Annotated in this window: 20 protein-coding genes and 1 riboswitch; of the genes, 17 read left to right on the plus strand and 3 right to left on the minus strand. The window is 47.1% G+C overall.

What is annotated here, in order from left to right; translation table 11 throughout:
• Window positions 1-111: 111 nt before the first annotated feature.
• Window positions 112-1,446 (plus strand): NCS2 family permease, encoded by a 1,335-nt coding sequence (locus ACZ5Q7_RS06845; RefSeq protein ID WP_343750744.1) that lies wholly within the window; start codon window positions 112-114, stop codon window positions 1,444-1,446.
• Between the two features lie 125 nt (window positions 1,447-1,571).
• On the opposite strand, the gene ACZ5Q7_RS06850 is transcribed toward ACZ5Q7_RS06845, so the two are convergent.
• On the minus strand, window positions 1,572-2,006 hold the full coding sequence (locus ACZ5Q7_RS06850) for an Hsp20/alpha crystallin family protein (protein ID WP_343750742.1): 435 nt from the start codon (window positions 2,004-2,006) through the stop codon (window positions 1,572-1,574).
• Between the two features lie 123 nt (window positions 2,007-2,129).
• Between ACZ5Q7_RS06850 and ACZ5Q7_RS06855 the strand changes: the two genes are divergently transcribed.
• Window positions 2,130-2,756 (plus strand): DUF2179 domain-containing protein, encoded by a 627-nt coding sequence (locus tag ACZ5Q7_RS06855; protein ID WP_343750741.1) that lies wholly within the window; start codon window positions 2,130-2,132, stop codon window positions 2,754-2,756.
• Between the two features lie 32 nt (window positions 2,757-2,788).
• Here ACZ5Q7_RS06855 and ACZ5Q7_RS06860 read toward each other — a convergent pair whose 3' ends face one another.
• Both ACZ5Q7_RS06860 and ACZ5Q7_RS06865 read right to left on the minus strand, forming a co-directional pair.
• Window positions 2,789-2,953, minus strand: coding sequence for a hypothetical protein (locus ACZ5Q7_RS06860; RefSeq protein ID WP_343750739.1), 165 nt, complete (start codon window positions 2,951-2,953; stop codon window positions 2,789-2,791).
• Complete coding sequence (locus tag ACZ5Q7_RS06865; protein WP_343750738.1) at window positions 2,950-3,567, minus strand: nitroreductase family protein; 618 nt, start codon at window positions 3,565-3,567, stop codon at window positions 2,950-2,952. Before ACZ5Q7_RS06865 ends, ACZ5Q7_RS06860 begins: the two co-directional genes overlap by 4 nt.
• A gap of 438 nt (window positions 3,568-4,005) precedes the next feature.
• A riboswitch (purine riboswitch) is annotated at window positions 4,006-4,105 on the plus strand.
• A gap of 118 nt (window positions 4,106-4,223) precedes the next feature.
• On the opposite strand from ACZ5Q7_RS06865, the gene purE reads away from it, so the two are divergent.
• The 15 genes from purE to ligA all read left to right on the plus strand — a co-directional run bounded on the left by purE (window position 4,224) and on the right by ligA (window position 24,007).
• Window positions 4,224-4,715, plus strand: a complete 492-nt coding sequence (purE, locus tag ACZ5Q7_RS06870) for a 5-(carboxyamino)imidazole ribonucleotide mutase (RefSeq protein WP_343750736.1) — start codon at window positions 4,224-4,226, stop codon at window positions 4,713-4,715.
• A complete protein-coding gene (gene purK, locus ACZ5Q7_RS06875; RefSeq protein WP_343750734.1) occupies window positions 4,702-5,832 on the plus strand; it encodes a 5-(carboxyamino)imidazole ribonucleotide synthase in 1,131 nt (376 codons plus the stop codon). Before purE ends, purK begins: the two co-directional genes overlap by 14 nt.
• Window positions 5,829-7,127 (plus strand): adenylosuccinate lyase, encoded by a 1,299-nt coding sequence (gene purB / locus ACZ5Q7_RS06880; protein WP_343750732.1) that lies wholly within the window; start codon window positions 5,829-5,831, stop codon window positions 7,125-7,127. Before purK ends, purB begins: the two co-directional genes overlap by 4 nt.
• Before the next feature lie 182 nt (window positions 7,128-7,309).
• The gene (purL, locus tag ACZ5Q7_RS06885) at window positions 7,310-9,532 is read left to right on the plus strand and encodes a phosphoribosylformylglycinamidine synthase subunit PurL (RefSeq protein ID WP_343750731.1); all 2,223 of its coding nucleotides are present in this window, start codon (window positions 7,310-7,312) and stop codon (window positions 9,530-9,532) included.
• Complete coding sequence (purF, locus tag ACZ5Q7_RS06890; protein ID WP_343750729.1) at window positions 9,508-10,956, plus strand: amidophosphoribosyltransferase; 1,449 nt, start codon at window positions 9,508-9,510, stop codon at window positions 10,954-10,956. Before purL ends, purF begins: the two co-directional genes overlap by 25 nt.
• Window positions 10,940-11,959, plus strand: a complete 1,020-nt coding sequence (purM, locus tag ACZ5Q7_RS06895) for a phosphoribosylformylglycinamidine cyclo-ligase (protein WP_343750727.1) — start codon at window positions 10,940-10,942, stop codon at window positions 11,957-11,959. The genes purF and purM overlap by 17 nt, the downstream gene beginning before the upstream one ends.
• Window positions 11,956-12,525, plus strand: a complete 570-nt coding sequence (purN, locus tag ACZ5Q7_RS06900; RefSeq protein WP_343750725.1) for a phosphoribosylglycinamide formyltransferase — start codon at window positions 11,956-11,958, stop codon at window positions 12,523-12,525. The genes purM and purN overlap by 4 nt, the downstream gene beginning before the upstream one ends.
• Before the next feature lie 57 nt (window positions 12,526-12,582).
• Window positions 12,583-14,103, plus strand: a complete 1,521-nt coding sequence (purH, locus tag ACZ5Q7_RS06905) for a bifunctional phosphoribosylaminoimidazolecarboxamide formyltransferase/IMP cyclohydrolase (protein WP_343750723.1) — start codon at window positions 12,583-12,585, stop codon at window positions 14,101-14,103.
• A 20-nt stretch (window positions 14,104-14,123) separates the two neighbouring features.
• On the plus strand, window positions 14,124-15,383 hold the full coding sequence (gene purD, locus ACZ5Q7_RS06910) for a phosphoribosylamine--glycine ligase (protein WP_343750721.1): 1,260 nt from the start codon (window positions 14,124-14,126) through the stop codon (window positions 15,381-15,383).
• A gap of 227 nt (window positions 15,384-15,610) precedes the next feature.
• On the plus strand, window positions 15,611-17,353 hold the full coding sequence (locus ACZ5Q7_RS06915; protein ID WP_343750719.1) for an adenine deaminase C-terminal domain-containing protein: 1,743 nt from the start codon (window positions 15,611-15,613) through the stop codon (window positions 17,351-17,353).
• A 75-nt stretch (window positions 17,354-17,428) separates the two neighbouring features.
• Window positions 17,429-18,481 (plus strand): DUF3048 domain-containing protein, encoded by a 1,053-nt coding sequence (locus ACZ5Q7_RS06920; protein WP_343750717.1) that lies wholly within the window; start codon window positions 17,429-17,431, stop codon window positions 18,479-18,481.
• An 18-nt stretch (window positions 18,482-18,499) separates the two neighbouring features.
• Window positions 18,500-18,799, plus strand: coding sequence for a YerC/YecD family TrpR-related protein (locus ACZ5Q7_RS06925; protein ID WP_343750715.1), 300 nt, complete (start codon window positions 18,500-18,502; stop codon window positions 18,797-18,799).
• A gap of 254 nt (window positions 18,800-19,053) precedes the next feature.
• Window positions 19,054-19,740 carry a heptaprenylglyceryl phosphate synthase gene (pcrB, locus tag ACZ5Q7_RS06930; protein ID WP_343750713.1) on the plus strand — a complete coding sequence of 229 codons (687 nt, stop codon included), beginning with the start codon at window positions 19,054-19,056 and terminating at the stop codon, window positions 19,738-19,740.
• A gap of 46 nt (window positions 19,741-19,786) precedes the next feature.
• Window positions 19,787-21,988 carry a DNA helicase PcrA gene (pcrA, locus tag ACZ5Q7_RS06935; RefSeq protein WP_425542326.1) on the plus strand — a complete coding sequence of 734 codons (2,202 nt, stop codon included), beginning with the start codon at window positions 19,787-19,789 and terminating at the stop codon, window positions 21,986-21,988.
• A gap of 15 nt (window positions 21,989-22,003) precedes the next feature.
• Window positions 22,004-24,007: an NAD-dependent DNA ligase LigA gene (ligA, locus tag ACZ5Q7_RS06940; protein ID WP_343750709.1), complete on the plus strand. Its 2,004-nt coding sequence runs from the start codon at window positions 22,004-22,006 to the stop codon at window positions 24,005-24,007.

The raw sequence follows: 24,007 nt of genomic DNA on the forward strand, positions 1-24,007 counted from the left end.
TCGGCCACGAAGGAGAGAGTGGAGGCAGAAAACGCCCACGAGGTCACGTCTTTTGGCTGAACATTAAGAAATGCTATATAGGAATAAACAGAAAAGCTGGGGGGAGAACCTTTGAGGAAGTATTTTCGCTTTAACGAACTGAATACGAATTACAGGCAGGAATTTATGGCTGGCATGACCACATTTTTAGCGATGGCGTATATTTTATTCGTTAACCCTTCCACATTGGCTCTCGTCAGTGTCGACGAACTGCCGGAAGGGATGACACGGATTGACCAAGGGGCAGTGTTTACGGCGACAGCTATAGCTGCTGCACTCGGGACACTGATCATGGGGGTCTTTGCAAAATATCCAATCGCTCTGGCGCCCGGAATGGGATTGAATGCGTTTTTTGCCTATACGGTTATCTTGGGCTACGGAATACCTTGGGAAACCGCTTTGGCCGGTGTGTTGGCATCCGGATTAATATTTATTGTGTTGACACTGACCGGCCTCAGACAAAAAGTGATCAATGCTATACCATCCAATTTGAAAATGGCTGTTGGTGCTGGAATAGGTCTTTATATTGCTTTTATCGGCTTTCAAAATGCCGGCATTATTGTCGGTGATGAGGACACGTTGGTAGCCCTTGGGAACCTGACCTCGCCGACCGTCCTTCTCGCAGTCTTCGGTATCGTTATGTCGGTCATTTTACTGAGCCTGAATATAAAAGGCGGTATTTTTTACGGCATGATTATCACAACGGTCGTTGGTATGGTCACGGGCTTGATTGATCCGCCCTCGGGTCTTAGCGGGATTGTCGGTGATGTTCCAAGTGTAGCGCCGACATTTGGACAGGCGATTTCGCATTTCGATGATATTTTTACGCTTAATATGCTTGTCGTCATTTTAACGTTTTTGTTTGTTGATTTCTTTGATACGGCCGGTACGCTTGTTGCGGTTGCCACACAGGCGGGTCTGATGAGGAATAATAAGCTTCCGCGTGCCGGAAAAGCATTGTTTGCCGATTCGGCTGCGACTGTTGCTGGTGCGGTTATCGGAACATCGACAACAACATCGTATATTGAATCCACGGCCGGCGTTGGTGCGGGCGGCCGGACAGGGTTTGCTTCCATTGTAACGGCAGGATTCTTTCTTCTTGCACTGTTTTTCTCACCGTTATTAAGTGTTGTCACACCGCAAGTGACAGCACCGGCATTGATCATTGTCGGGGTGCTCATGTCTGCTTCCCTCAAAGACATCGCCTGGGATCAGTTTGAAATCGCGGTTCCGTCGTTTTTGACGATTGTTTCGATGCCCCTCGCGTACAGCATCGCCACAGGTATAGCGATTGGATTTGTTTTTTATCCGATCACGATGCTTTTGAAAGGACGCCGCAAGGAAATTAATCCGGTCATGTATGGATTGTTTATTATCTTTATTTTTTACTTTATATTTTTGAGTTAATAATAGAAAAGGCGCGGGACTATCATGAATTGGTTCCGCGTCTTTTTCCGATAGTCAAGACATGTTTGAATTGCTATTTTTTCCGTCATGAGGATACAATAAAATGAAAAACGTCAGTAAAACGGCTAGTCATCATCGTCCAATTGGATGGACACTTTGCTGCGGTTGGTTTCCTCCGATATAAGTCGGTGTAAATGAATGATCAGTAGGCCGTTGCGATAGTTGGCATGCACTTTATCTTTTCGTACGGGGAATGGCAACGTCACCTCCCGTTCAAAAACACCTTGAAGAATTTCGTCTTTAATAACCGTCCCGCCGGTATAAGCTATGTCAATGGCTCCCTTAAGTTCCAGGGTTGCATGATCCACATAGATGTCAATCTTGTTAAGATCTCTTAACCCCGGCATGCTGGCGATGCATATGATTTCATGATCGTACTGATACATATTGATGGCTGGTATTGTTGGTTTGACGATATGTTCAAATTCATTCCAGAATTGCTCACCGAAAAAGTGATCCATATTCCTTCGCCAGTCAGTCATTTGTTGAAATGGATCCATGATGATACCCCCATTCGGCAAATACTCTTTACAATCTATGCATAGGCGCGTCGTCCGGTGAATAAAATCGTGAGCTGTCGTTAACTGATTTCCTGTGTGACCATCAATGAAGGAGGGGTTATATTGCTTGATAATGCCATAGCTATGGTTACGATTATTCTGATCATCAATATTGTTTATGTGTCGCTTTCCACCATGCGCATGATTCTCACGTTGAAAAATCGTCGCTATATGGCTGCGTTTGTCAGCATGTTTGAGATTGTCGTCTATGTTTTGGGGTTGGGTCTTGTATTGGACAATTTAAATGAAATTCAAAATCTGGTTGCTTATGCGATTGGCTTTGGTACGGGGGTGATTGTCGGCACGAAAATTGAAGAAAAATTGGCGCTTGGTTATATTACCGTCAATGTCATTTCCTCCAATCCGGATATTGATTTTACAAGACAGGTTCGTGACAAAGGGTATGGTGTCACGAGCTGGTTCGCATATGGCATGGAAGGCGATCGTCTGGCCATGCAAATTTTGACACCCCGAAAGTATGAATTGCGATTGTACGAAACGATTAAGCAAATAGACCCGAAAGCATTTATCATTTCCTATGAACCAAAACAGATTCACGGTGGTTTCTGGGTGAAACAAGTGCGAAAAGGCCGGCTGTTTAATCAAAAAAAGAACGCAAAGGCCAGCGATGCGGTAGCTACGCAGCATTTACCTCAGTCAAAACCGGGTGGCGATCAAGAAGATCAATAGCTTTGTCGTGAATCTCTTTAGAGCAAGGGTTTTTATTGATACAACATATTTAAAAGCAGCCTGAGCACGTGACAGGTGCTCAGGTTATTTTCTTTATTATCATTATCACTGTCGGCATTTTGTTCCTCATTATTACCATTACAGGCAGCCAATACAAACAATATCAATGTCACTGTAACAAAAACCAATTTTTTCATGCATTTCGCTCATCATTATCTGATTGAGATTGAATCCATTCGATGGAATCATCCATTCGCTTCCTCCCGCGGCTGCGGGGTATTTTGTTTGGATAGCCAACTTGAAGCACTGCTATCAGACGTTGCTTCTCAGCCGATAACCCGACAGCTTTGATGAATATTTCATCGAGTAATACAGGTTTGGCCGTCCACATCGTTCCTATTCCTTTTTCCCATGCCAGCAACTGAAAATTTTGAATGAATGCACAAACTGCAGCATAATTTTCATCATCCTGATAACCGGCGTCATTTTCTTTATCCATGTAAAAAAGAATGTGATGCGGTATCGAATAAAAAAAGCGATCGTATTTCCGTCGGGCTTTTTCCAAGTCTTCTTTTGAAAGGTTGTTTAATAAACCAAGCCGTATGTAACTTTCAACGATTTTCCTGCCGAATACCAACCGTGCTTCATCTTGATATACTTTTAACTTCCACGGTTCTTTCATATGATGATTCGGTGCATATGCTGCATCATTAAATAAGGAAATAAGCAGATTGTGATCAATCTTCTCAGGCTTGTAATCAAAAATGGTACGTCTGCCCAGAATGCTGTCCCTTATATTTATTTTTCTCACCTACTTCGCATAGTTTGTACTGATAAAGATTATCATTATCAGTAATAATCATACGTTTCACCCGAAAAACTGTCAAGGATGTGTTTTTGAAATCACTTGCTTTTTTATTTTAAAAATAAATCCCCATCAGTCGCTCTGTTGATGGGGATAGTGTCCTATTGCATATTCTGGACGAAATAACACACACGTAAGTATACAGCCCAGTGCCCCAATTCTTTATATGTCCAGTTTATTTCCTAATTAGTCAGAAGTCGATGATTTTGAGAATCATTATCATTAAAACGCTGGGGAAACAGCATAAACGAGCATTTGGCACGTCATTAGCTTATTAATTATCATTAATTTTGACGTTTTCGCTCTAAAATACGAACAATAAGAAATGAAAACATAATAATATTCGATTTATATTGACTGAGGTTCAGATGCTTGTTATACTTGGGCCAATAACATACGGTACCTCATATATTTTCGGGAATATGGCCTGAAAGTCTCTACCCGGCACCGTAAATGCCGGACTATGAGGGGAGATGACTCATGGCTTGTGGGCCAATGATCTGTTTTGTCAGTGAGGAGTCCATTCATCTTCTCTTATGGATTTATGGGGAGGAGAATGGATTTTTTTATTTAAATAGTGAAGGATGAAAGAAGGGATTCAAGTGGCGCAAGTTGGTGTTATTATGGGCAGCATATCAGACTGGGAAACGATGACACATGCTTGTGATATGCTGGACGAATTGCAGATCTCGTATGAAAAAGAAATCATTTCCGCGCACCGCACCCCGCAGGACATGGCGACGTATGCAGCATCGGCACGGGAGCGTGGATTGCGGGCAATTATTGCCGGAGCGGGTGGCGCTGCCCATTTGCCGGGCATGGTGGCGGCGCAGACGACACTCCCTGTCATCGGCGTTCCGATGCAGTCCAAGGCATTGGATGGTCTGGATTCCCTCTTGTCCATTGTGCAAATGCCGGGCGGTGTGCCGACAGCTACTGTTGCCATCGGCCGTTCCGGTGCAAAAAATGCTGGTCTGCTTGCCGCTCAAATGATAGGTGCGTTTGATGGTACAGTGGCATCCCGGCTGCAGGAACACCGGGAGACGATGAAAGAATCTGTGACAGAAATGAGGGAGGAGCTTGACAAACAATAATGTCATTCTTCCGCCGAAGACAATCGGAATCATCGGCGGAGGACAGTTAGGACGTATGATGGCGATTTCGGCAAAATATATGGGATACAGGATTGCCGTTCTTGACCCGACATCGGATTGCCCTGCCTCTCAGGTTGCTGATGAACACATTGTTTCCAGCTATGATGACGAGGAAGGGATCAGACAGTTGACCGACATGAGTGCTGTTGTTACGTATGAATTTGAAAACGTCGATGCGGATGCAGCTGAATTGGTTAAACAGCAAGGAAAACTTCCGCAGGGGACGGATGCTCTGGAAGTAACCCAGAACCGGCAAAAGGAAAAATCGACGGTGGATGAGTCCGGTTTGCCGGTACCTCCCTTTTTCATTGTTACGAATGCTCAGGAATGCAAAACAGCTCTGGAAGACATGCGATTTCCGGCTGTTGTGAAGACACTCAGCGGTGGTTATGACGGCAAAGGACAGCAAAAGGTAACGGCTGAGGAAGATGTACCCGAGGCCTGTACATTTGCTGAAGAACATGATTCCTGTATTGCTGAGGAATGGATTTCATTCGACAAGGAAATTTCTGTTGTGTTCACACGAGGTCAGTCGGGTGATATCACGTATTTTCCGATTGGTGAAAATGAACACAAGGAACAAATCTTATACAAAACCACTGTCCCCGCGTCTATTAGTGAAACCGTGCACCGTAAGGCGATTGAAGCAGCGGCGATTATTGCCGAAAAACTTAATGTTGTTGGCACCTTTGCCGTTGAAATGTTCGTAAAAGATGATTCTGTTTATATCAATGAAATGGCACCGCGCCCACACAATTCGGGTCACTACACGATTGAAGCATGCAACGTATCCCAGTTTCAGCAGCATATCCGGGCTGTTTGCGGACTTCCACTTATGCCTGTCCGGCTGCTTAATCCAGCCGTAATGATTAACCTGCTTGGGGAAGAGACACATCCAGCATTGGCTCAGTCATCCGTATGGGAACATGCATTTGTTCACGTTTACGGCAAGGAAACAGTGAAACCGAAACGCAAAATGGGCCACTTGACGTTTACTGGCGAATCGTCGGCTGAAGTAAGCCGTAATGTTGCTGTCTATCAGGAGGAAGAGACATGATTGATCGTTATACACGAGAAGAAATGGGAACGATTTGGACGGAAGAAAATAAATATAACGCATGGTTGGAAGTAGAGATTCTAGCCTGTGAAGCGTGGAGCGAACTCGGTGTCATACCTGCCGGTGATGTGGAAAAAATCCGCCATAACGCTTCCTTCGACGTGGAGCGGATCCAAGCGATTGAAGCGGAGACCCGGCATGATGTCATTGCCTTTACACGGTCGGTTTCGGAAACACTAGGCAACGAACGCAAGTGGGTGCATTACGGTTTGACGTCCACCGATGTCGTGGATACCGCACAGTCGTATTTGCTGAAGCAGGCCAACGATATTTTGCGCAAGGACTTGCACCAGTTTTTGGACATTTTAAAGGAGAAGGCCATCGAGCACAAATATACGGTGATGATGGGACGGACACACGGTGTTCATGCCGAGCCGACAACATTCGGCCTGAAACTTGCCCTTTGGTACGAGGAAATGAAACGTCATCTCGACCGTTTTGAACAGGCCGCGAACGATATCGAGTATGGCAAGCTGTCCGGCGCGGTCGGCACGTATGCGAATATTGACCCGTATGTCGAGGAGTATGTGTGTGCCAAACTTGGCCTGACACCGGCCCCGGTATCAACACAGACGTTGCAGCGGGACAGGCATGCAGCGTATATTTCGGCACTGGGGCTCATTGCTGCATCGATTGAAAAATTTGCAACTGAAATCCGCGGCCTGCAAAAAACCGAAACGCGCGAAGTGGAAGAATTTTTTGCGAAAGGACAGAAGGGGTCATCGGCCATGCCGCATAAACGCAATCCGATTGGTTCGGAAAACATGACCGGCTTAGCCCGTGTGTTGCGGGGACATATGGTAACCGCAGCTGAAAATGTGTCTCTCTGGCACGAACGCGATATTTCCCATTCCTCAGCCGAACGGATTATATTGCCGGATACGACATCTGCCCTCAACTATATGCTGAACCGTTTTGCCGGCATTGTCCGCAACCTGACCGTTTATTCCGAAAACATGCGGGCGAATATCGACCAAACATACGGCGTTATTTTTTCCCAGCGTGTGCTGCTTGAGCTTGTAGAACATGGCATGACCCGTGAGAATGCGTATGATCTTATCCAGCCGAAAGCTATGGAGGCTTGGGAACAGGGGATTTCTTTCCGGGATTTGCTTGAAGCGGATGAACACGTCACTGACAAGCTGACATCGGCTGAATTGGATGCGTGCTTTGACCCGACTCATCATTTAAAAAATGTCGATCACATATTCCGTCGAATTGGACTGGATGGCTGACCTTGAAAGGAAAACTGCTGTGTGAAAAAAGCTAAAGGGGCTTGTCTTTGCAAACAAGCCTGGAGAACTTATCTACACTGATGCTTTGCGATATAACGCATGAGGACGCGACGACGCAGATGTGCACGATCATATTCGAATATGACTGGTCGCATGACTGGTCAACCATTGGAGGGATACCCATGCCGTCAACGCATGACGTTACACCGGAAAAGATTGAACAGGAAAAATTGTATTTGGATTCAGGATTGAGTAACGAGGAATACAGACGGGTGAAGGACATACTGCAGCGACGTCCAAACATGACGGAAACCGGAATTTTTTCGGTAATGTGGTCGGAGCATTGCAGCTATAAAACGTCCAAGCCGTTGCTGAAAAAATTCCCATCCAACGGTAAGCACGTTCTCCAGGGACCTGGGGAAGGTGCCGGCATTATTGACGTCGGTGATGGACTGGCTGCCGTTTTTAAAATTGAAAGTCATAACCATCCGTCTGCTGTTGACCCCTACAATGGAGCAGCTACCGGTGTTGGCGGCATTGTCCGTGACGTTTTTTCCATGGGGGCACAGCCTGTTGCTTTAATGAATTCATTGCGATTCGGCACGTTGGGAACGGAAAGAGTCAATCATTTGTTTCAGGAAGTCGTCCGTGGTATGGCGGAATACGGAAGTGGTGTCAGTATTCCGGCAATAGGCGGTGAAGCACAGTTTGATAGCACCTATGAAGATAATCCACTCGTTAATGCCATGTGTGTTGGACTTATCCGTCATGGCGATATCCAAAGAGGCATTGCAGCAGGCCCCGGCAATACGGTTTTGTATGCGGGGGCGCCGACAGGACGAGACGGTATTCATGGTGCAACATTTGCCTCCGGTGATCTGGCAGACGACGAATCGGATCCGGAACTTCCGACTGGGGACCCGGCCATGGAAAAACAGCTGATAGAGGCGTGCCTGGAGGTTATGCAGTCCGATGCGCTTGTCGGAATACAGGATATGGGTGCTGCCGGATTGACATCATCGGCAAGTGAAATGGCCAGTAAGGCAGGAACCGGTATCACGATGGACTTGGATTCGGTACCGAAGCGTGAATCGGATATGAATGCGTATGAATTGATGCTGTCAGAAACCCAGGAACGCATGCTGCTTGTCGTGAAAAAAGGTCGTGAACAAGAAATCATCGACGTATTTGCCAAGCATGGGCTGGACTGTGCCGAGGTAGGGAAAGTAACCGAAGATACATCGTTCCGGTTGCTTCAGCACGGAGAAACCGTAGCCGACGTACCAGCTGATGCTTTGGCCGAAGAAGCTCCAGTATACGACATGCCGTCGAGGGAAGCAGACTATTTCCGGTCATTTCAGCAGATGGAGGATACAATTCCTGATGTGGATGACCATCAAGCCATGCTCAGACAAATTCTCCAGCAACCGACCGTCGCCAGCAAAGAATGGGTGTATAACCAAATGGATTCCGACAGCCAGACGAATAACGTTGTCGCATCAGAATCGGAGGCGGCTGTCATACGTCTGGAAGGAACCGATAAAGCCCTCTCTATGACGACTGACTGTAATTCTCGTTATCTGTATCTTGACCCGGAAATGGGAGGAAAAATCGCCGTTGCTGAAGCGGCCCGCAATATTGTCTGTTCCGGTGCTCAGCCGCTTGGACTGACAGACGGACTGAATTATGGCAATCCGACCAATCCGGATGTTTTCTGGCAGATGGAACAAAGTGTCGATGGTATGAGTGCCGCCGCCAATGCTCTTGAAACACCCGTCATCAGCGGAAATGTATCTTTATACAACCAATCCAATGGGTATTCTATCTTTCCGACACCGGTTGTTGGCATGGTTGGTTTAGCCGCATCGCTTGATCACATTACACCAAGCTTTTTCCAACAAGCGTATGACGTGGTCTATTTGATCGGTGAAACAAAGGCTGAATTCGGTGGCAGCGAACTGCAAAACATCGTTTCCGGACGCTACGAAGGAAAGGCACCAGCAATTGATATGCAAGTCGAAGCCAATCGGCAGGAACAGTTGCTGCAGGCGATTCAAACCGGTCTGGTTCAATCCGCTCGGGATGTCAGTGAGGGCGGACTGGCTGCAGCACTGGCAGAATCCGTGTTCAACGGCAAAGGACTAGGTGTTAAAGCATCTGTCACAGGTGATGCCACGGCTGCCCTTTTCAGTGAATCCCAGTCACGGTTTCTTGTCACTGTACGACCGGAGAATAAAGATGCCTTTGAAAGCATGGTCGCCGACGCAGCACCTATTGGCTATGTGACAGACAATGATCGATTGGATGTCCATGTTAACAAAAGATCAATTATTGATGAATCAGCCAGCATGCTTGAGAACCTGTGGAAAGGAGCTATTCCATGCCTGCTGAACAAAAAAGCATAACCGAAGAATGCGGCATTTTTGGTATTTGGGGGCATCCAAAGGCAGCGGAACTGACGTATTATGGTCTTCACGCAATGCAGCACCGTGGACAGGATGGAGCCGGCCTTGTCGTCAATAACGGCAAGCGTCTCCTCTCCCATAAAGGACTCGGGTTGGTCAATGATGTATTCAGTTTTGCTGAATTTTCCCAACTATCAGGCAATGTTGCCATTGGTCATGTGCGAAGTGCTACGGAAGGAAGTCAAGTGTATGAAAATGTACAGCCGCTTTTGTTTCAGTCACAGATACAAAGCATGGCATTGGCGAATAATGGAAACCTCATGAATGCTGATAGGCTCCAATCCGAATTGGAACACAAGGGAAGTATTTTGCAGACATCATCGGATACGGAAGTGGTTGCTCACCTCATGAAACAACGAAGTATGGAAGTCAATGAAACAGCCATTGCCGATGCGCTTAATCAGACGAGCGGTGCTTACGGCTTTCTGATTCTTACCGATGACAAACTGTATGCGGCTGTTGATCCAAATGGTATCAGGCCATTGTCCATCGGCCGCTTGGGTGATGCCTATGTGGTGGCATCCGAATCGTGTGCGTTTGATCAGATTGGTGCTGTTTTTGAACGGGATGTGCTTCCCGGGGAATTGGTGACCATAAGCGACGATGGCCTCCAATCATCCAGATTCGCCATGCGGGGTCAGCGGAGAATGTGCGCCATGGAATATGTGTATTTATCAAGGCCAGACAGTGATGTGAACGCCGTCAATGTCCATGCGTCACGTAAACAGATGGGGAAGGAACTGGCCTCTGAAGCACCTGCTGCGGCTGATATCGTTGTTGGTGTTCCGGATTCCAGCATTTCCGCCGCTATCGGTTTTGCGGAAGAAAGCGGACTGCCATATGAGATGGGGATTATCAAAAATCGTTATGTCGGCCGCACATTTATACAGCCGTCTCAGGAATTGCGTGAACAAGGCGTGAAAATGAAACTGGCCCCTGTCAGAGGAATGGTTGAAGGCAAAAAGGTTGTCATGATCGATGATTCGATTGTGCGCGGGACGACGTGCAAACGGATTGTGCAAATGTTGAAGCATGCAGGTGCCAGCGAAGTGCACGTCCGCATCGCATCACCGACCATACAGCATCCATGCTTTTATGGTATCGATATGTCAACATACGATGAATTGATTGCAGCTAATTATTCGCTGGATCAGATACGAAGCATGATCGGTGCCGACAGCGTTTCCTTTCTGAGTGTAACGGGTCTGGAAAAGTCCATCATCAAAGATAAAACCATCCATCAAGGTATTTGTGCCGCATGTATGACAGGCTATTATCCGGTGACAACCGATTCAACCAATTCAGGAAATACCGGTTCACAAGTCGGTTTAAGAGGGGGTAGTGACCATGGAAAACAGATATAAACAAGCCGGTGTCGATGTGGAGCAAGGATATGAGGCCGTTAACCGAATGAAAACACACATCCATCAGACATCCCGGCCGGAAACGCTCGGTGGAATCGGTGCGTTTGCTGGTCTTTTCGATTTAACATCATTTTCATATCAAGAGCCCGTTCTTGTTTCCGGAACAGATGGTGTTGGTACGAAACTCAAATTGGCGGTACAGATGGGCAGACATGATACCATCGGCGTGGATCTGGTGGCCATGTGCGTGAATGACATTGTTGCCCAGGGTGCCGAACCGTTATTTTTCCTTGACTATATAGCAAGTGGGAAAACGGATCCCGAATGGGCTGAACAAATTGTCTCCGGCATTTCCGCCGGGTGTGTTGATGCTGGAGCTGCTCTGATTGGCGGAGAAACAGCAGAGATGCCGGGTATGTATGCGTCCGGAGCCTACGATTTATCCGGTTTTGCAGTAGGCATTGCCGAAAAGTCACGTCTCGTCACTGGTGAATCGATCGCTGTAGGTGATGCGGTCATCGGGTTACGTTCCAGTGGGATTCACTCGAATGGCTATTCCCTCGTTCGCAAGCTGGTAGAGGACCTTGAACTGACCAAAACATATGATGGGTTGGATGCTCCGCTTGGGGATGTGCTGCTGACGCCGACAAAAATTTATGCCACACCCATTCAGTCCGTCATGCAAGACGTGACAATCAAAGGAATGGCCCACATTACCGGCGGTGGTTTTCACGAAAATCTGCCCCGTATGCTGCCGGAAGGAATCGGCGTTGAGCTGCATACGTCGAGCTGGGATGAACCCGGTATTTTCACATTCTTGCAGGATATCGGCGACATGTCGGATGAGGAAATGTACCAAATTTTTAATATGGGTATTGGGATGAGTCTCGTTGTTGCACAAAAAGATGCGGACACGGTACTGCGTATTCTAGCTGATATCGGTGAACAAGCGTGGGTCATCGGTGAAACGGTGTCGGATGAAGGAGTGCATATCAAACGATGAAAAACATGCGTGCTGCTGTATTTGCATCTGGAACCGGGAGCAATTTTGAATCCATCATGAATGACACCGAACGTGCGGTCGACGTGGTCCTGCTAGTTTGTGATCGATCGGATGCACCAGTCCTTGAGAAAGCGGAAAAGTTTGGGGTGGAAGCATCCGTTTTTCATCCAAAGACGTTTGCCTCTAAAGCAACGTATGAACAGCTAGTGTTGGACAAACTGCGCGAAATGAACGTTGCATGGATTTTCCTAGCCGGTTATATGCGAATTATTGGAGAAACATTGCTGAAAAATTACGAAGGTAGAATTATTAATATTCATCCCTCCCTTCTTCCACAATTTCCCGGCAAAGATGCCATCGGCCAAGCTTACCGGGCAGGTGTGCGAACAACCGGGGTGACCGTTCATTATGTTGATGAGGGAGTGGATACGGGAGACGTGATTGCACAGCGGGAGGTTCCCGTTTTGCCTGATGATACGGAAGATACGTTGGCTGAACGAATCCAACAAACCGAACATCAGTTATATCCTGCTGTCATTCGGCAGTTGCTCGAACAACCGGAGTGACCGGAAAGCATGCGTTTTGATTTGTAAATCGATAAACAAAAGCGAGGAGTTCATGTTATGAAACGGGTACTGATAAGTGTATACGATAAACGTTATGTAGAATCGTTCGCGTCCGAACTGGCCGGATTGGGCTATGAGATTGTTTCTACCGGCGGTACGTTAAAAAAGCTTCGTGATGCCGGCGTTGACGCCACCGCTGCTGAGGACCTGACAGGCTTTGCGGAAATGCTCGACGGACGCGTGAAAACGTTGCATCCGGCGCTGCATGGCGGTATTTTAGCTGATCGCGGAAAAGATGTGCATCTGCGCCAGCTGGCCGACAATGACATAAAGCCTGTTGATATGGTCGTTGTTAATCTTTATCCATTTAAACAAACGCTTGATCAACCAAGTGCGACAGAAGAGACCATTATTGAAAACATTGATATTGGCGGCCCAGCCATGTTGCGCGCAGCTGCTAAAAATATGAATGATGTGACAGCCGTCGTTGATCCGGATGATTATGAAGACGTTCTCGATGCGATTCGTAATAACGCGCTCGACCGCAGCAAACGGAAAGCATTGGCTGCAAAAGTATTCCGCCATACGGCACAATATGATGCTTTGATTGCTGGTTACATGACGGAAGAGGCATTTCCAGAAAATTACACCGTTACCTATGAAAAAGTGCAGTCACTAAGGTATGGCGAGAACCCACACCAGCAGGCGGCATTTTATAAGAAGCCGCAGCAGACAGCAATGAGTCTGACCTCGGCGAGCCAATTGCACGGTAAACAGCTTTCCTATAATAACATTCAGGATGCCAATGCGGCACTGGCCATGATTGCTGAGTATGATTACCCGACTGTTGTGGCGGTTAAGCATATGAATCCGAGCGGCATCGGGGAAGCAGCCGATCTCAATGATGCTTTTGCCAAAGCCTACGATTCAGATCCGGTTTCGATTTTTGGCGGCATTGTTGCTTGTAATCGGACGGTCGATAAGGATGTTGCGAAAAAAATGGGAGAGATTTTTCTAGAAATTGTGATGGCGCCGCAATTCACCGAGGATGCGATAGCTATTTTAACTGAAAAGAAAAATATTCGTTTGCTGAAAGTGGATATGCAGCAAACAGAAACAGGGTCCCATGAGCTGACAGCTGTTCATGGCGGTGTGCTGATTCAGTCCGGTGATGACGGTTCCATTTCGGATAAACAGCTGGACTATCCGACAGAAAAACAGCCGACGGAAGCGCAAATGACGGACTTGGCGTTTGCCTGGAAAGCTGTGAAACATGTGAAGTCCAATGCGATTGTTTTGGCGAAAGAGAAGCAGACGCTCGGTGTCGGTGCCGGACAAATGAACCGGGTCGGTGCTGCGGAGATTGCGGTGACGCAGGCAGGCGACAAAGCGAAAGGTTCTGTGCTGGCGTCAGATGCCTTTTTTCCAATGCCGGACACCGTCGAAGCCGCTGCCAAAGCAGGTGTGACGGCGATTATACAGCCAGGTGGATCGAAGCGGGACCAAGATTCAATTGACATGTGCAACCAGTATGGTATTGCTATGGTATTTACAAGCATGCGTCATTTTAAACATTGACATGGGAAGTAGGTGTTTTTGTGAATTTATTGCTTATTGGACGAGGTGGACGGGAGCACAGCATTGCTAAAAAGTTGTACGAAAGTGAACGGGTGGACCGGATTTACGCGGCGCCCGGCAATGGTGGCATCCGTGATATTGCTGTTTGTGTGGACATTGATGAAATGGATACGAATGGATTGGTGGACTTTGCCACTGAAAACGTGATTGACTTGACGATTGTCGGCCCGGAAAATCCATTGCTTGCCGGCATCACGGATCGGTTTCATGAAGCAGGTCTGCCCATTTTTGCACCGACAAAAGCAGCGGCTATGCTGGAAGGAAGCAAACGTTACGCCAAAGACTTCATGTTGCACTATGATATTCCGACGGCTGCGTATGCTGGTTTTACCGAGCCAGCCGATGCCAAAGCCTATATCAATAAAATTGGCGTACCGGTCGTTGTGAAAGCGGATGGCCTTGCTGGCGGTAAAGGTGTCATTGTTGCGCGCACTATGGAGGAGGCACTTGAAGCCGTGGATCAGCTGTTGCCCCATGACGATCATTCGGATGAGGCATCGAGTATTGTCATTGAAGAATGCCTGGAAGGACCGGAACTCTCGCTCATGGCATTTGTCCACGGAAACCATGTGTTCCCGATGTTGCCTGCACGTGATTATAAACGGGCTTGTGATCATGATGAAGGACCGAACACGGGCGGAATGGGTGCTTATGCTCCTGTGGACGATGTGTCTCAGGAAACCCTTGATGACATAACAGAACACGTTTTACAGAAAGCCGCAGATGGCATCAGCCAGGAAGGGCATCCATTTACAGGCATTCTGTATGCGGGAATGATGATGACGGCGAAGGGACCGAAAGCCATCGAGTTTAATGCGCGATTCGGTGATCCGGAGACACAAGTCGTGCTGCCGCTGTTGGAAAATGACCTGCTGCAAGTATTGCTTGATGTACTGGATGGCAAGGATCCCAAGCTTTCGTGGGAATCAAAAAGCTGTGCCGGTATCGTCCTCGCATCCAAGGGGTATCCGGGTCCATATGAGAAAGGTGTTCCATTGCCTGATCAACTGACGGAAGATGGTGCATTCGTCATTCATGCCGGAACGCGCAAAGAATCTGACCAATTAGTCTCAGACGGCGGGAGGGTTCTTCTGGCAGGTGCCAAAGGAGATTCACTTGCCGAAGCTATCACAGATGCATACGAATGGATGGATCGTCGCATCCATTCCGACCGTTTCTATTACCGGAATGACATCGCACGATCTGCGGGAACAACATAATTAGTCGGTATGACAGTTTGCATTTTTGATACCCTATCCATTTCAAACAGCCCGCATGCCTTCTCAGGCGAATGTGGGCTGTTACATTTCCTGGACAGCTCTGATTATACCGGACTGCATATCAATTATGTCACAAAAGGTTCATTTTCTTTTATGAAAACGCTACCGCATACACGTGATATTTATGTTACGATGGATAAAACCATTTCTTTGGAGCATTGATTAGTATGTCAGAGAATAGATTTCAATGGAGAAACCGAGAATTGAGGGAACATGTCGCTGTTATGGATGGAAATGTTTCCCCAACGATTATCTTAAAAAATGGAATGTATTTAAATACGTATACGAAACAATGGCAACAGGCGAATATTTGGATTTTGTGCGACCGAATTGTGTATGCCGGTGATGCGATGCCGGAGAAGTACGACCGAGCGGAAGTGATTGATTGTTCGGGTCAGTATCTTGTTCCTGGATATATGGAACCGCATGCCCATCCATTCCAACTGTATAATCCGGAATCACTTGCACATCATGGTGCCGAATACGGAACGACAACATTTATCAATGATAATTTGCTTTGGAACTTTTTGCTGGACAAAGAGAAAGCGTTTTCCTTATTGAACGCTCTGGACCGATTACCCGTTTCCATGTACTGGTGGGCGCGACTGGATTCACAAACCGCGCTGCAGAAGGATGAGGATTTGTTCAGTACGTCGAGTGTCATGTCATGGCTTCAGCATCCTTCCGTTATTCAAGGGGGAGAGTTGACGGCCTGGCCAAGCTTATTGGACGGGGATGACCGTCTCCTGTACTGGATTCAGGAAGCTAAACGTCTGGGGAAACCAATAGAGGGGCATTTGCCCGGTGCATCAGAGCGGACATTGACGAAAATGAAATTGTTGGGCGTGTCAGCAGATCATGAAGCCATAACCGGAAAAGAAGTTATGACACGTTTGCAACTTGGGTACCAGGTTGGACTTCGTTATTCATCCATTCGGCCCGATTTGCCCAATTTGATTGACGAGCTGTTGGCCGAGGGGCTTCATTCATTCGATCATTTAATGATGACAACGGATGGATCGACACCGGGGTTCTATGAAAATGGTATCATGAACGTCTGCGTCGCTATTGCCATCGATAGGGGAATTCCGTTACCTGATGCGTACCGGATGGCTTCACACAATGTAGCCGCCTATTACGGCCTTATCGAAGAAGTCGGTTGTATTGCTCCGGGGCGGCTGGCAAATATTAACATACTGGAGGATCCAAACCATCCAACCCCGGCCGGCGTTCTTGCCAAAGGGGAATGGATTCATAAAGATCATCCCTCGAATGAGACAGTTTCGAGTGTTGACTGGTCCGGTCATGATATTCAACCGGTGACCTTCAACTGGGATCTGACGTTGGATGATATGCAATTTTCCGTTCCGCTCGGGTTGCAGCTTATTAATGATGTGATCATAAAAGCTTATGCCATTAATACGGATGTAACGCTTGATGTTATTCCGGACAATAACGATGATGCTTTTCTAATGCTTATGGACCGACAAGGGCAGTGGCGTGTGAATACTGCCATTAAAGGTTTCACTAATCGATTGGGTGGATTGGCAAGCTCATATTCAGCGAGTGGTGACATCGTCTTTATCGGTAAATGCAAGCAGGATATGTTATTAGCATGGCAACGGATGAAAGAGCTTGGGGGCGGTATTGTTGCTGCGCATGACGGAGAGATTTTATTTGAGTTGCCATTACCCCTTTCCGGAAGCATGTTCGCAGGTGGCATGCGGGAATTGATTGAGAAAGAAAAGACGTTGCAAACCCTCCTGCAATCGTTCGGCTATCCGTTTGACGATCCGGTTTATGCGATTTTATTTTTGTCGTCCACCCATCTTCCATATATCCGCATTACACAGCAGGGCATTATCGATGTAAAGAAACGGGATGTTCTCTTTCCAGCAACGATGAGATGACGTATAATAAATGTAATCAGTGATGGAAATCGGCTGTAATGCCGATTTCTTTTTGTCGAATAAAGGAGTGGGATTTTGAGACGAATTTTTATTTTTTTCGGACTGGTTGCGCTGTTCTTGACCGCTGCATGTTCGAGCAATGACGAGCAGCCGGCGGAAGATAGTGAAGCCAAAGAAAATGCTACTAATCAGAAGGCTGAAGCGTCAGGTGCGCTGCATACCTATCCTCTGACAGGGGTAAAAACCGATCAGCCTGTTGACAACCGGATGGTCGGTGTGATGGTCAACAATCATCGCAAAGCGCGTCCGCAGACAGGGATTTCTAAAGCGGATATTGTTTTTGAGGTGCTGGCGGAAGGAACGATTACTCGCTTTCTCGCCATGTATCAGAGCGAGACGCCGGATGTTGTTGGTCCGGTGCGTAGCGCAAGGGAATATTATTTTGAGCTCACCAGAGGCTATGGGGGACTCTACATTTATCACGGTGCAGCCCATTTTGTTAACGACATGATTCAGAACCGTGGCATTGAGCATCTGGACGGAGCTTTACATGACAATGACGGCCAATTGTTTAAACGGGCATCATTCCGGACTGCGCCGCACAATTCCTATTTGCAGTTCGATGGTATTGATGACGCTGCCCAGCAGAAAGGCTATGACATGACCCGGTCTTATGAGCCGCTCCCGTTCGCATCAGAAGAGGAAGCTGCGTCGATTAACGGTGATTCGGCTGAACGTGTTACAATTGTATATTCCAATCGTCCGAAAAATATTGTAGAATATCGGTATAATGCGGAAAATGGGACGTATACACGATATAGCGACGGAACGAAAACCGTGGAACGAAATGGAGAAACAGCTATCACGACAGATAACATATTTATTGTGGAGACCCCCCACCAAGTGATTGATGATGCCGGCCGCCGACAAGTAGACATAACATCAGGCGGTGATGCGTATCTCATTCAAAAAGGCAATGTCCAAAACGTCCAGTGGGAAAATCGTGATGGCCGGCTGATTCCGGTCAAAGACGGAGACCCTGTTCCGTTTGTCCCTGGCCAAACATGGGTTAATATTGTTCCATCAAGTCCGGGTATGGAGCAATCTGTCACGATTTCAAACGAATAGAAAGCGGGTGGTTCCAGAATGCAGATTGATAAGTTGCGCGGTGAACAACTCGATCAATTGTTTGATGCCATTCTCTCTTTGAAAAATCGCGAAGAATGCTATCAGTTTTTTGATGATATCGCCACTATGTCAGAAGTTCATTCGATTGCTCAGCGCCTGCAGGTGGCTAAAATGCTGCGGGAGGGCTATACGTACAATGTCATAGAAGAGGAAACCAACGCTTCCACCGCGACGATTTCGCGTGTGCGTCGATTCGTTAACTACGGCAGTGACGGTTACCAAATCGTTCTTGACCGTTTAATAGATATGGAGACATAATGGGTACATGGAGCGCTGTCTTCCCCCTTGTGATAGCGCTCTGCTACGCTCTTTCATGAGTCAAGCGCCCGCATACCTGTGTCAGTGGTTCAAATGGCCATGACATCACCCTCGAATACCCATATCCTCAAAAAATAGAGTCCGTTATCCCCATTCTGAGCGTTATTTTTGGTATACTTAGAACCGGTGGACTGGCAAATCGACTTGGTTATGCCTGATCCAATGATTATGGTCAAATTGATGGAGGATGAGCATTGAATTATTCTTTACACGAATGGAATCATATATTTAAACTGGATCCTGCTAAAGACATTGCTGATGACGACCTTCGAGACATCTGTGAATCAGGGACAGATGCTATTATTGTAGGAGGAACGGACGGAGTGACGTTGGATGGCGTGCTTGATTTGCTTTCCCGTATTCGCCGTCATACCGTGCCGTGTATATTGGAGATTGCCAACATGGAATCCATCACGCCAGGCTTTGATTATTATTTCATCCCAATGGTCATGAACACGACGGAGAAAAAATGGATGATGGATTTGCAGCACCAGGCCATCAAGGAATATAAGGAACTGCTGAACTGGGATGAAATGTTTGTGCAAGGTTATTGCATCCTCAATGAGGAATCCAAAGCATTTAAGCAGACCAAATGTGTCATGCCGGATGCGGATGACGTGGAAGCCTATGCCCATATGGCCGAAAATGTTTTTCATTTGCCCATTTTTTATATGGAATACAGCGGGACGTACGGGGATCCGAAACTGGTTGAAAAAGTGAGGCAACAGTTGACGACGACCAAGCTTTTTTATGGCGGTGGTATTGAAAATCAGTTCCAGGCTCAGGAAATGAAAGAACATGCGGATACGATCATTGTCGGCAATCTCGTTTATGATAATATCAAAAAAGCGTTAAAAACGGTCCAGGCCGTCAAGAAATAATAACTGCTCACATCTTGAAAAGGTGGTGTCTTGATTGAGTCAGACAATGGACGATTTACTAAATGGATTAAATAACGAACAAAAACAGGCTGTCAAGCATACGGAAGGCCCGTTGCTTATTATGGCCGGAGCGGGAAGCGGCAAGACACGTGTATTGACACACCGAATTGCTTATCTGCTTGGTGAAAAAGACGTCGCTTCGAGAAATATTCTCGCTATTACGTTTACGAATAAAGCAGCACGTGAAATGAAAAATCGTGTTAACCAACTCATCGGTGCGGAAGGGAAACAGATATGGGTTTCCACTTTTCACTCCATGTGTGTCCGTATTCTAAGGAAGGATATCGACCGAATCGGATACAGTTCGAATTTTACGATTTTGGACAGTAGTGATCAGCTATCGGTCATGAAGCAGATTTTGAAAGACTTGAACATCGATACGAAGAAGTTTGACCCACGTGCGATGCTTAGTCAGATCGGTGGGGCCAAAAATGAATTGACCACTCCGGAAGAATATAGCAAACAGGTGTCCGATTATTTCCACGAGACCGTGGCGCAAATTTATGATCGGTATCAAAAAACATTGCGGAAGAATCAGGCGCTCGATTTTAACGATTTGATTATGCAGACGATTCATTTGTTCAAGCGGGTCCCGGAAGTGTTGGAATACTATCAGCGCCGGTTTCAGTATATTCATGTGGACGAATATCAAGACACCAACCATGCGCAGTACTATTTGGTGAAGCAACTGGCGAGCCGGTATCAAAACCTGTGCGTGGTCGGTGATTCGGATCAGTCCATTTATCGCTGGCGGGGTGCCGATATCAGCAATATTCTGTCGTTTGAGGAGGATTACCCGTCATCACGGACGATCTATTTAGAGCAGAATTACCGGTCGACGAAATCCATTCTCGATGCGGCGAACCATGTTATTGACTATAATACCGGACGAAAACCGAAGAACTTATGGACAGAGAACGATGACGGAAGAAAAATCCGTTATTATCAAGGGGCGACTGAGCAGGAAGAGGCACTTTATGTGACGGATAAAGTCCAGGAACTCACAGAGGAAGGACGTTTTTCGCTGAATGATATGGCCGTGTTGTATCGGACCAATGCCCAATCACGTGCTATTGAGGATACGTTTAGAAAATCAAACATCGCGTATCAAATGATCGGCGGTACGAAATTCTATGAACGAAAAGAAATAAAAGATTTAATCTCGTATTTGCGGCTTATTACGAATCCGGATGATGACATCAGTTTTGAACGGGTCGTGAACGTGCCGAAACGCGGCATCGGCAAGACGACTATGGATAAAGTACGGGCGTATGCTTCTGACCATGACATCTCATTTGCACAAACGATTAAGGAGATCGACTTTACTGGTGTATCGAAAAAAGCTGCGCAAGCACTGTCGGAATTCCTGAATTTTATCAATAGCCTTGTGCAGCAGCAGGAATTTTTAACGGCAACAGACATGGTTGAGACGGTTCTCGAACGGACAAACTATGAAACCATGCTGAAAAATGAGCGTAGTCTGGAGTCACAGAGCAGGCTGGAAAACTTGGAAGAGTTTAAGACCGTGACCAAGGAATTTGAAGAGAGCGCTGACGATAAAACAGTTGTCGCTTTTCTGACGGACCTCGCCCTTATTGCGGATATTGACCGTGTTGATGAGGATGAAGCGGACGATGAACCCAAAGTGACGATGATGACCCTGCACGGCGCAAAAGGATTGGAGTATCCGGTCGTGTTTTTAATCGGTATGGAGGAAAATGTATTTCCGCACAGCCGATCAATGATGGATGATGAGGAAATGGAAGAAGAGCGGCGTCTTGCCTATGTTGGTATGACGAGGGCTGAAGAGGAACTGTTTCTGACCCATGCCAAAATGCGTACACTGTATGGAAAAACGAATATGAATCCCATTAGCCGGTTCATTCATGAAGTTCCGGAAGAGTTGGTGGATGGCGTCGAACAAATACATGCCACGATGTACGGCGGGACTAATAAATCCAAAGAACCATCTGAGCTAAAACGTCGTGCAGGCCGGATGCAGCAAACAACCGGGGCCGAATCCAACACATGGAGCCCCGGTGATAAAGCGGAACATAACAAATGGGGGGTCGGTACGGTTGTCAACGTAAAAGGCGAGGGCGAATCCATGGAATTGGACATTGCATTTCCGGCACCAACCGGGGTCAAACGGCTTTTGGCCAAATTTGCGCCGATTACGAAACAATAGGAGGTGCCTCCTGAAGTGGATAAAGACACAGCACAGCAGCAGATCAAGGCATTAAGGGAGCAGCTGAATCATTACAATTATGAGTATTATGTCCAGGATAACCCAAGTGTTCCCGATGCTGTCTATGATCAGCAAATGCAGGAACTCATCAAACTGGAAACGGATTTTCCTAGTCTGGTCACAGCGGATTCGCCTTCTCAACGGGTTGGCGGCGAACCGTTGGATGCATTCCAGAAAGTACAGCACCGCATCCCGATGCTTAGTCTCGGAAATGCTTTTAATGAAAGCGAGGTACGTGATTTTGTCCGCCGTGCCAGTCAAGGATTGGATGAGCCCATTTCGTTCGTTTGTGAATTGAAAATCGACGGGCTCGCGGTATCGCTTCTTTATGAAGACGGGATGTTCGTCCGTGGTGCAACTCGTGGCGACGGTACAACCGGTGAAGATATTACGGCCAATTTGCGCACCATCCGCAGCATTCCTCTGTCGATTCCAGAAAAAAATACGATGGAAATCAGAGGAGAAGTGTTCATGCCGCATCGCTCATTTCTTAAATTGAATGAAGCACGGACGGCGAATGAAGAGACACCGTTTGCTAACCCACGCAACGCTGCCGCAGGGTCCCTCCGTCAGCTGGATCCTAAAATAGCATCCAATCGCCATTTAGATATTTTTTTATACAGCGTCGGTGAATGGGAAGCGGGGTCGCTGACTACCCATAGCGAGCGGCTGACGTATTTGGAAGAGCTCGGGTTAAAAACGAATCCGGAATGGCGGAGATGCGCAACGATTGAAGACGTTTTGGACTATATACGTTACTGGGAGGACAAGCGTCCGTCATTGGATTATGAAATCGATGGCATCGTTATTAAAATCGATAACCTTGCACAGCGGGAAAAGCTTGGATTCACGGCTAAAAGTCCGCGCTGGGCAATTTCGTACAAATTCCCTGCCGAAGAAGCGCTGACCGTCCTGAAGAATATAGAATTGAGTGTGGGGCGTACCGGCGTGGTGACACCAACGGCCGTTCTTGACCCGGTACAGGTTGCTGGAACGACGGTGAAACGCGCTTCGCTGCACAATGAAGATTTGATCCGGGAGCGGGATATCCGTCTTGGTGATAACGTCATCATAAAAAAAGCAGGGGATATTATTCCGGAAGTTATTCGATCTGTCGAGGACGAACGAACCGGTGCCGAAAGTGAATTTTTGATGCCAGATGAATGCCCTGTATGCGGCAGTGAACTCGTCCGTCTGGAAGAAGAAGTCGCATTGCGCTGTATTAATCCCAACTGTCCGCAGCAATTGAAAGAAGGCTTGATTCACTTTGTTTCCCGGGAAGCCATGAACATTGATGGACTCGGTGAAAAAGTCATTAGCCAGCTGTTCCGGAATGATCTCGTTCATACCATTGCCGATTTGTACCGTCTGCAACGGGACGATTTGCTGCAGCTGGAACGCATGGGCGAAAAATCTGTGGATAACCTTTTGCGGGCTATTGATGCGTCGCGGACCAATTCGCTTGAACGGCTTCTATTCGGGTTGGGAATCCGATTTGTCGGATCGAAAGCAGCGCGGACCTTGGCCGCTCATTTCAAAACGATGGCGGGTCTTCAGCAGGCGTCATTTTCCGACGTTGTTGCTATCTATGAGATTGGTGACAAAATGGCTGATTCCATTACACGCTATTTTGCCGAAGATCACGTAAAAGAACTGATTCAGGAATTGAAAACATTGGGCGTATCGATGACGTATGATGAGCCAGGGAACCAGGACATAAACGAGGAGACACCATTAACCGGAAAAACGGTTGTATTAACAGGGAGAATGGAGCAATTTACCCGTTCGGAAGCGAAAAAAATGGTGGAACAGCTCGGTGGCAGCGTTACCGGCAGCGTCAGCAGCAATACGGACGTTGTGATCGCCGGAGACGATGCCGGTTCAAAACTGGAAAAAGCGGAACAACTCGGGGTTACGGTATGGAACGAACAACAGCTCAGGGAAGCTTCAGACGGATAA

Source organism: Lentibacillus halophilus (genome assembly GCF_055395055.1).

Coding starts and splice junctions, on each gene's coding strand:
- ACZ5Q7_RS06850 (WP_343750742.1), bottom strand. CDS start 2,006: ATGGATCCATTTCAACAAATGACTGACTGGCGAAGGAATATGGATCAC.
- ACZ5Q7_RS06860 (WP_343750739.1), bottom strand. CDS start 2,953: ATGAAAAAATTGGTTTTTGTTACAGTGACATTGATATTGTTTGTATTG.
- purB (WP_343750732.1), top strand. CDS start 5,829: ATGATTGATCGTTATACACGAGAAGAAATGGGAACGATTTGGACGGAA.
- purL (WP_343750731.1), top strand. CDS start 7,310: ATGCCGTCAACGCATGACGTTACACCGGAAAAGATTGAACAGGAAAAA.
- purF (WP_343750729.1), top strand. CDS start 9,508: ATGCCTGCTGAACAAAAAAGCATAACCGAAGAATGCGGCATTTTTGGT.
- purM (WP_343750727.1), top strand. CDS start 10,940: ATGGAAAACAGATATAAACAAGCCGGTGTCGATGTGGAGCAAGGATAT.
- purN (WP_343750725.1), top strand. CDS start 11,956: ATGAAAAACATGCGTGCTGCTGTATTTGCATCTGGAACCGGGAGCAAT.
- purH (WP_343750723.1), top strand. CDS start 12,583: ATGAAACGGGTACTGATAAGTGTATACGATAAACGTTATGTAGAATCG.
- ACZ5Q7_RS06915 (WP_343750719.1), top strand. CDS start 15,611: ATGTCAGAGAATAGATTTCAATGGAGAAACCGAGAATTGAGGGAACAT.
- ACZ5Q7_RS06925 (WP_343750715.1), top strand. CDS start 18,500: ATGCAGATTGATAAGTTGCGCGGTGAACAACTCGATCAATTGTTTGAT.
- pcrA (WP_425542326.1), top strand. CDS start 19,787: ATGGACGATTTACTAAATGGATTAAATAACGAACAAAAACAGGCTGTC.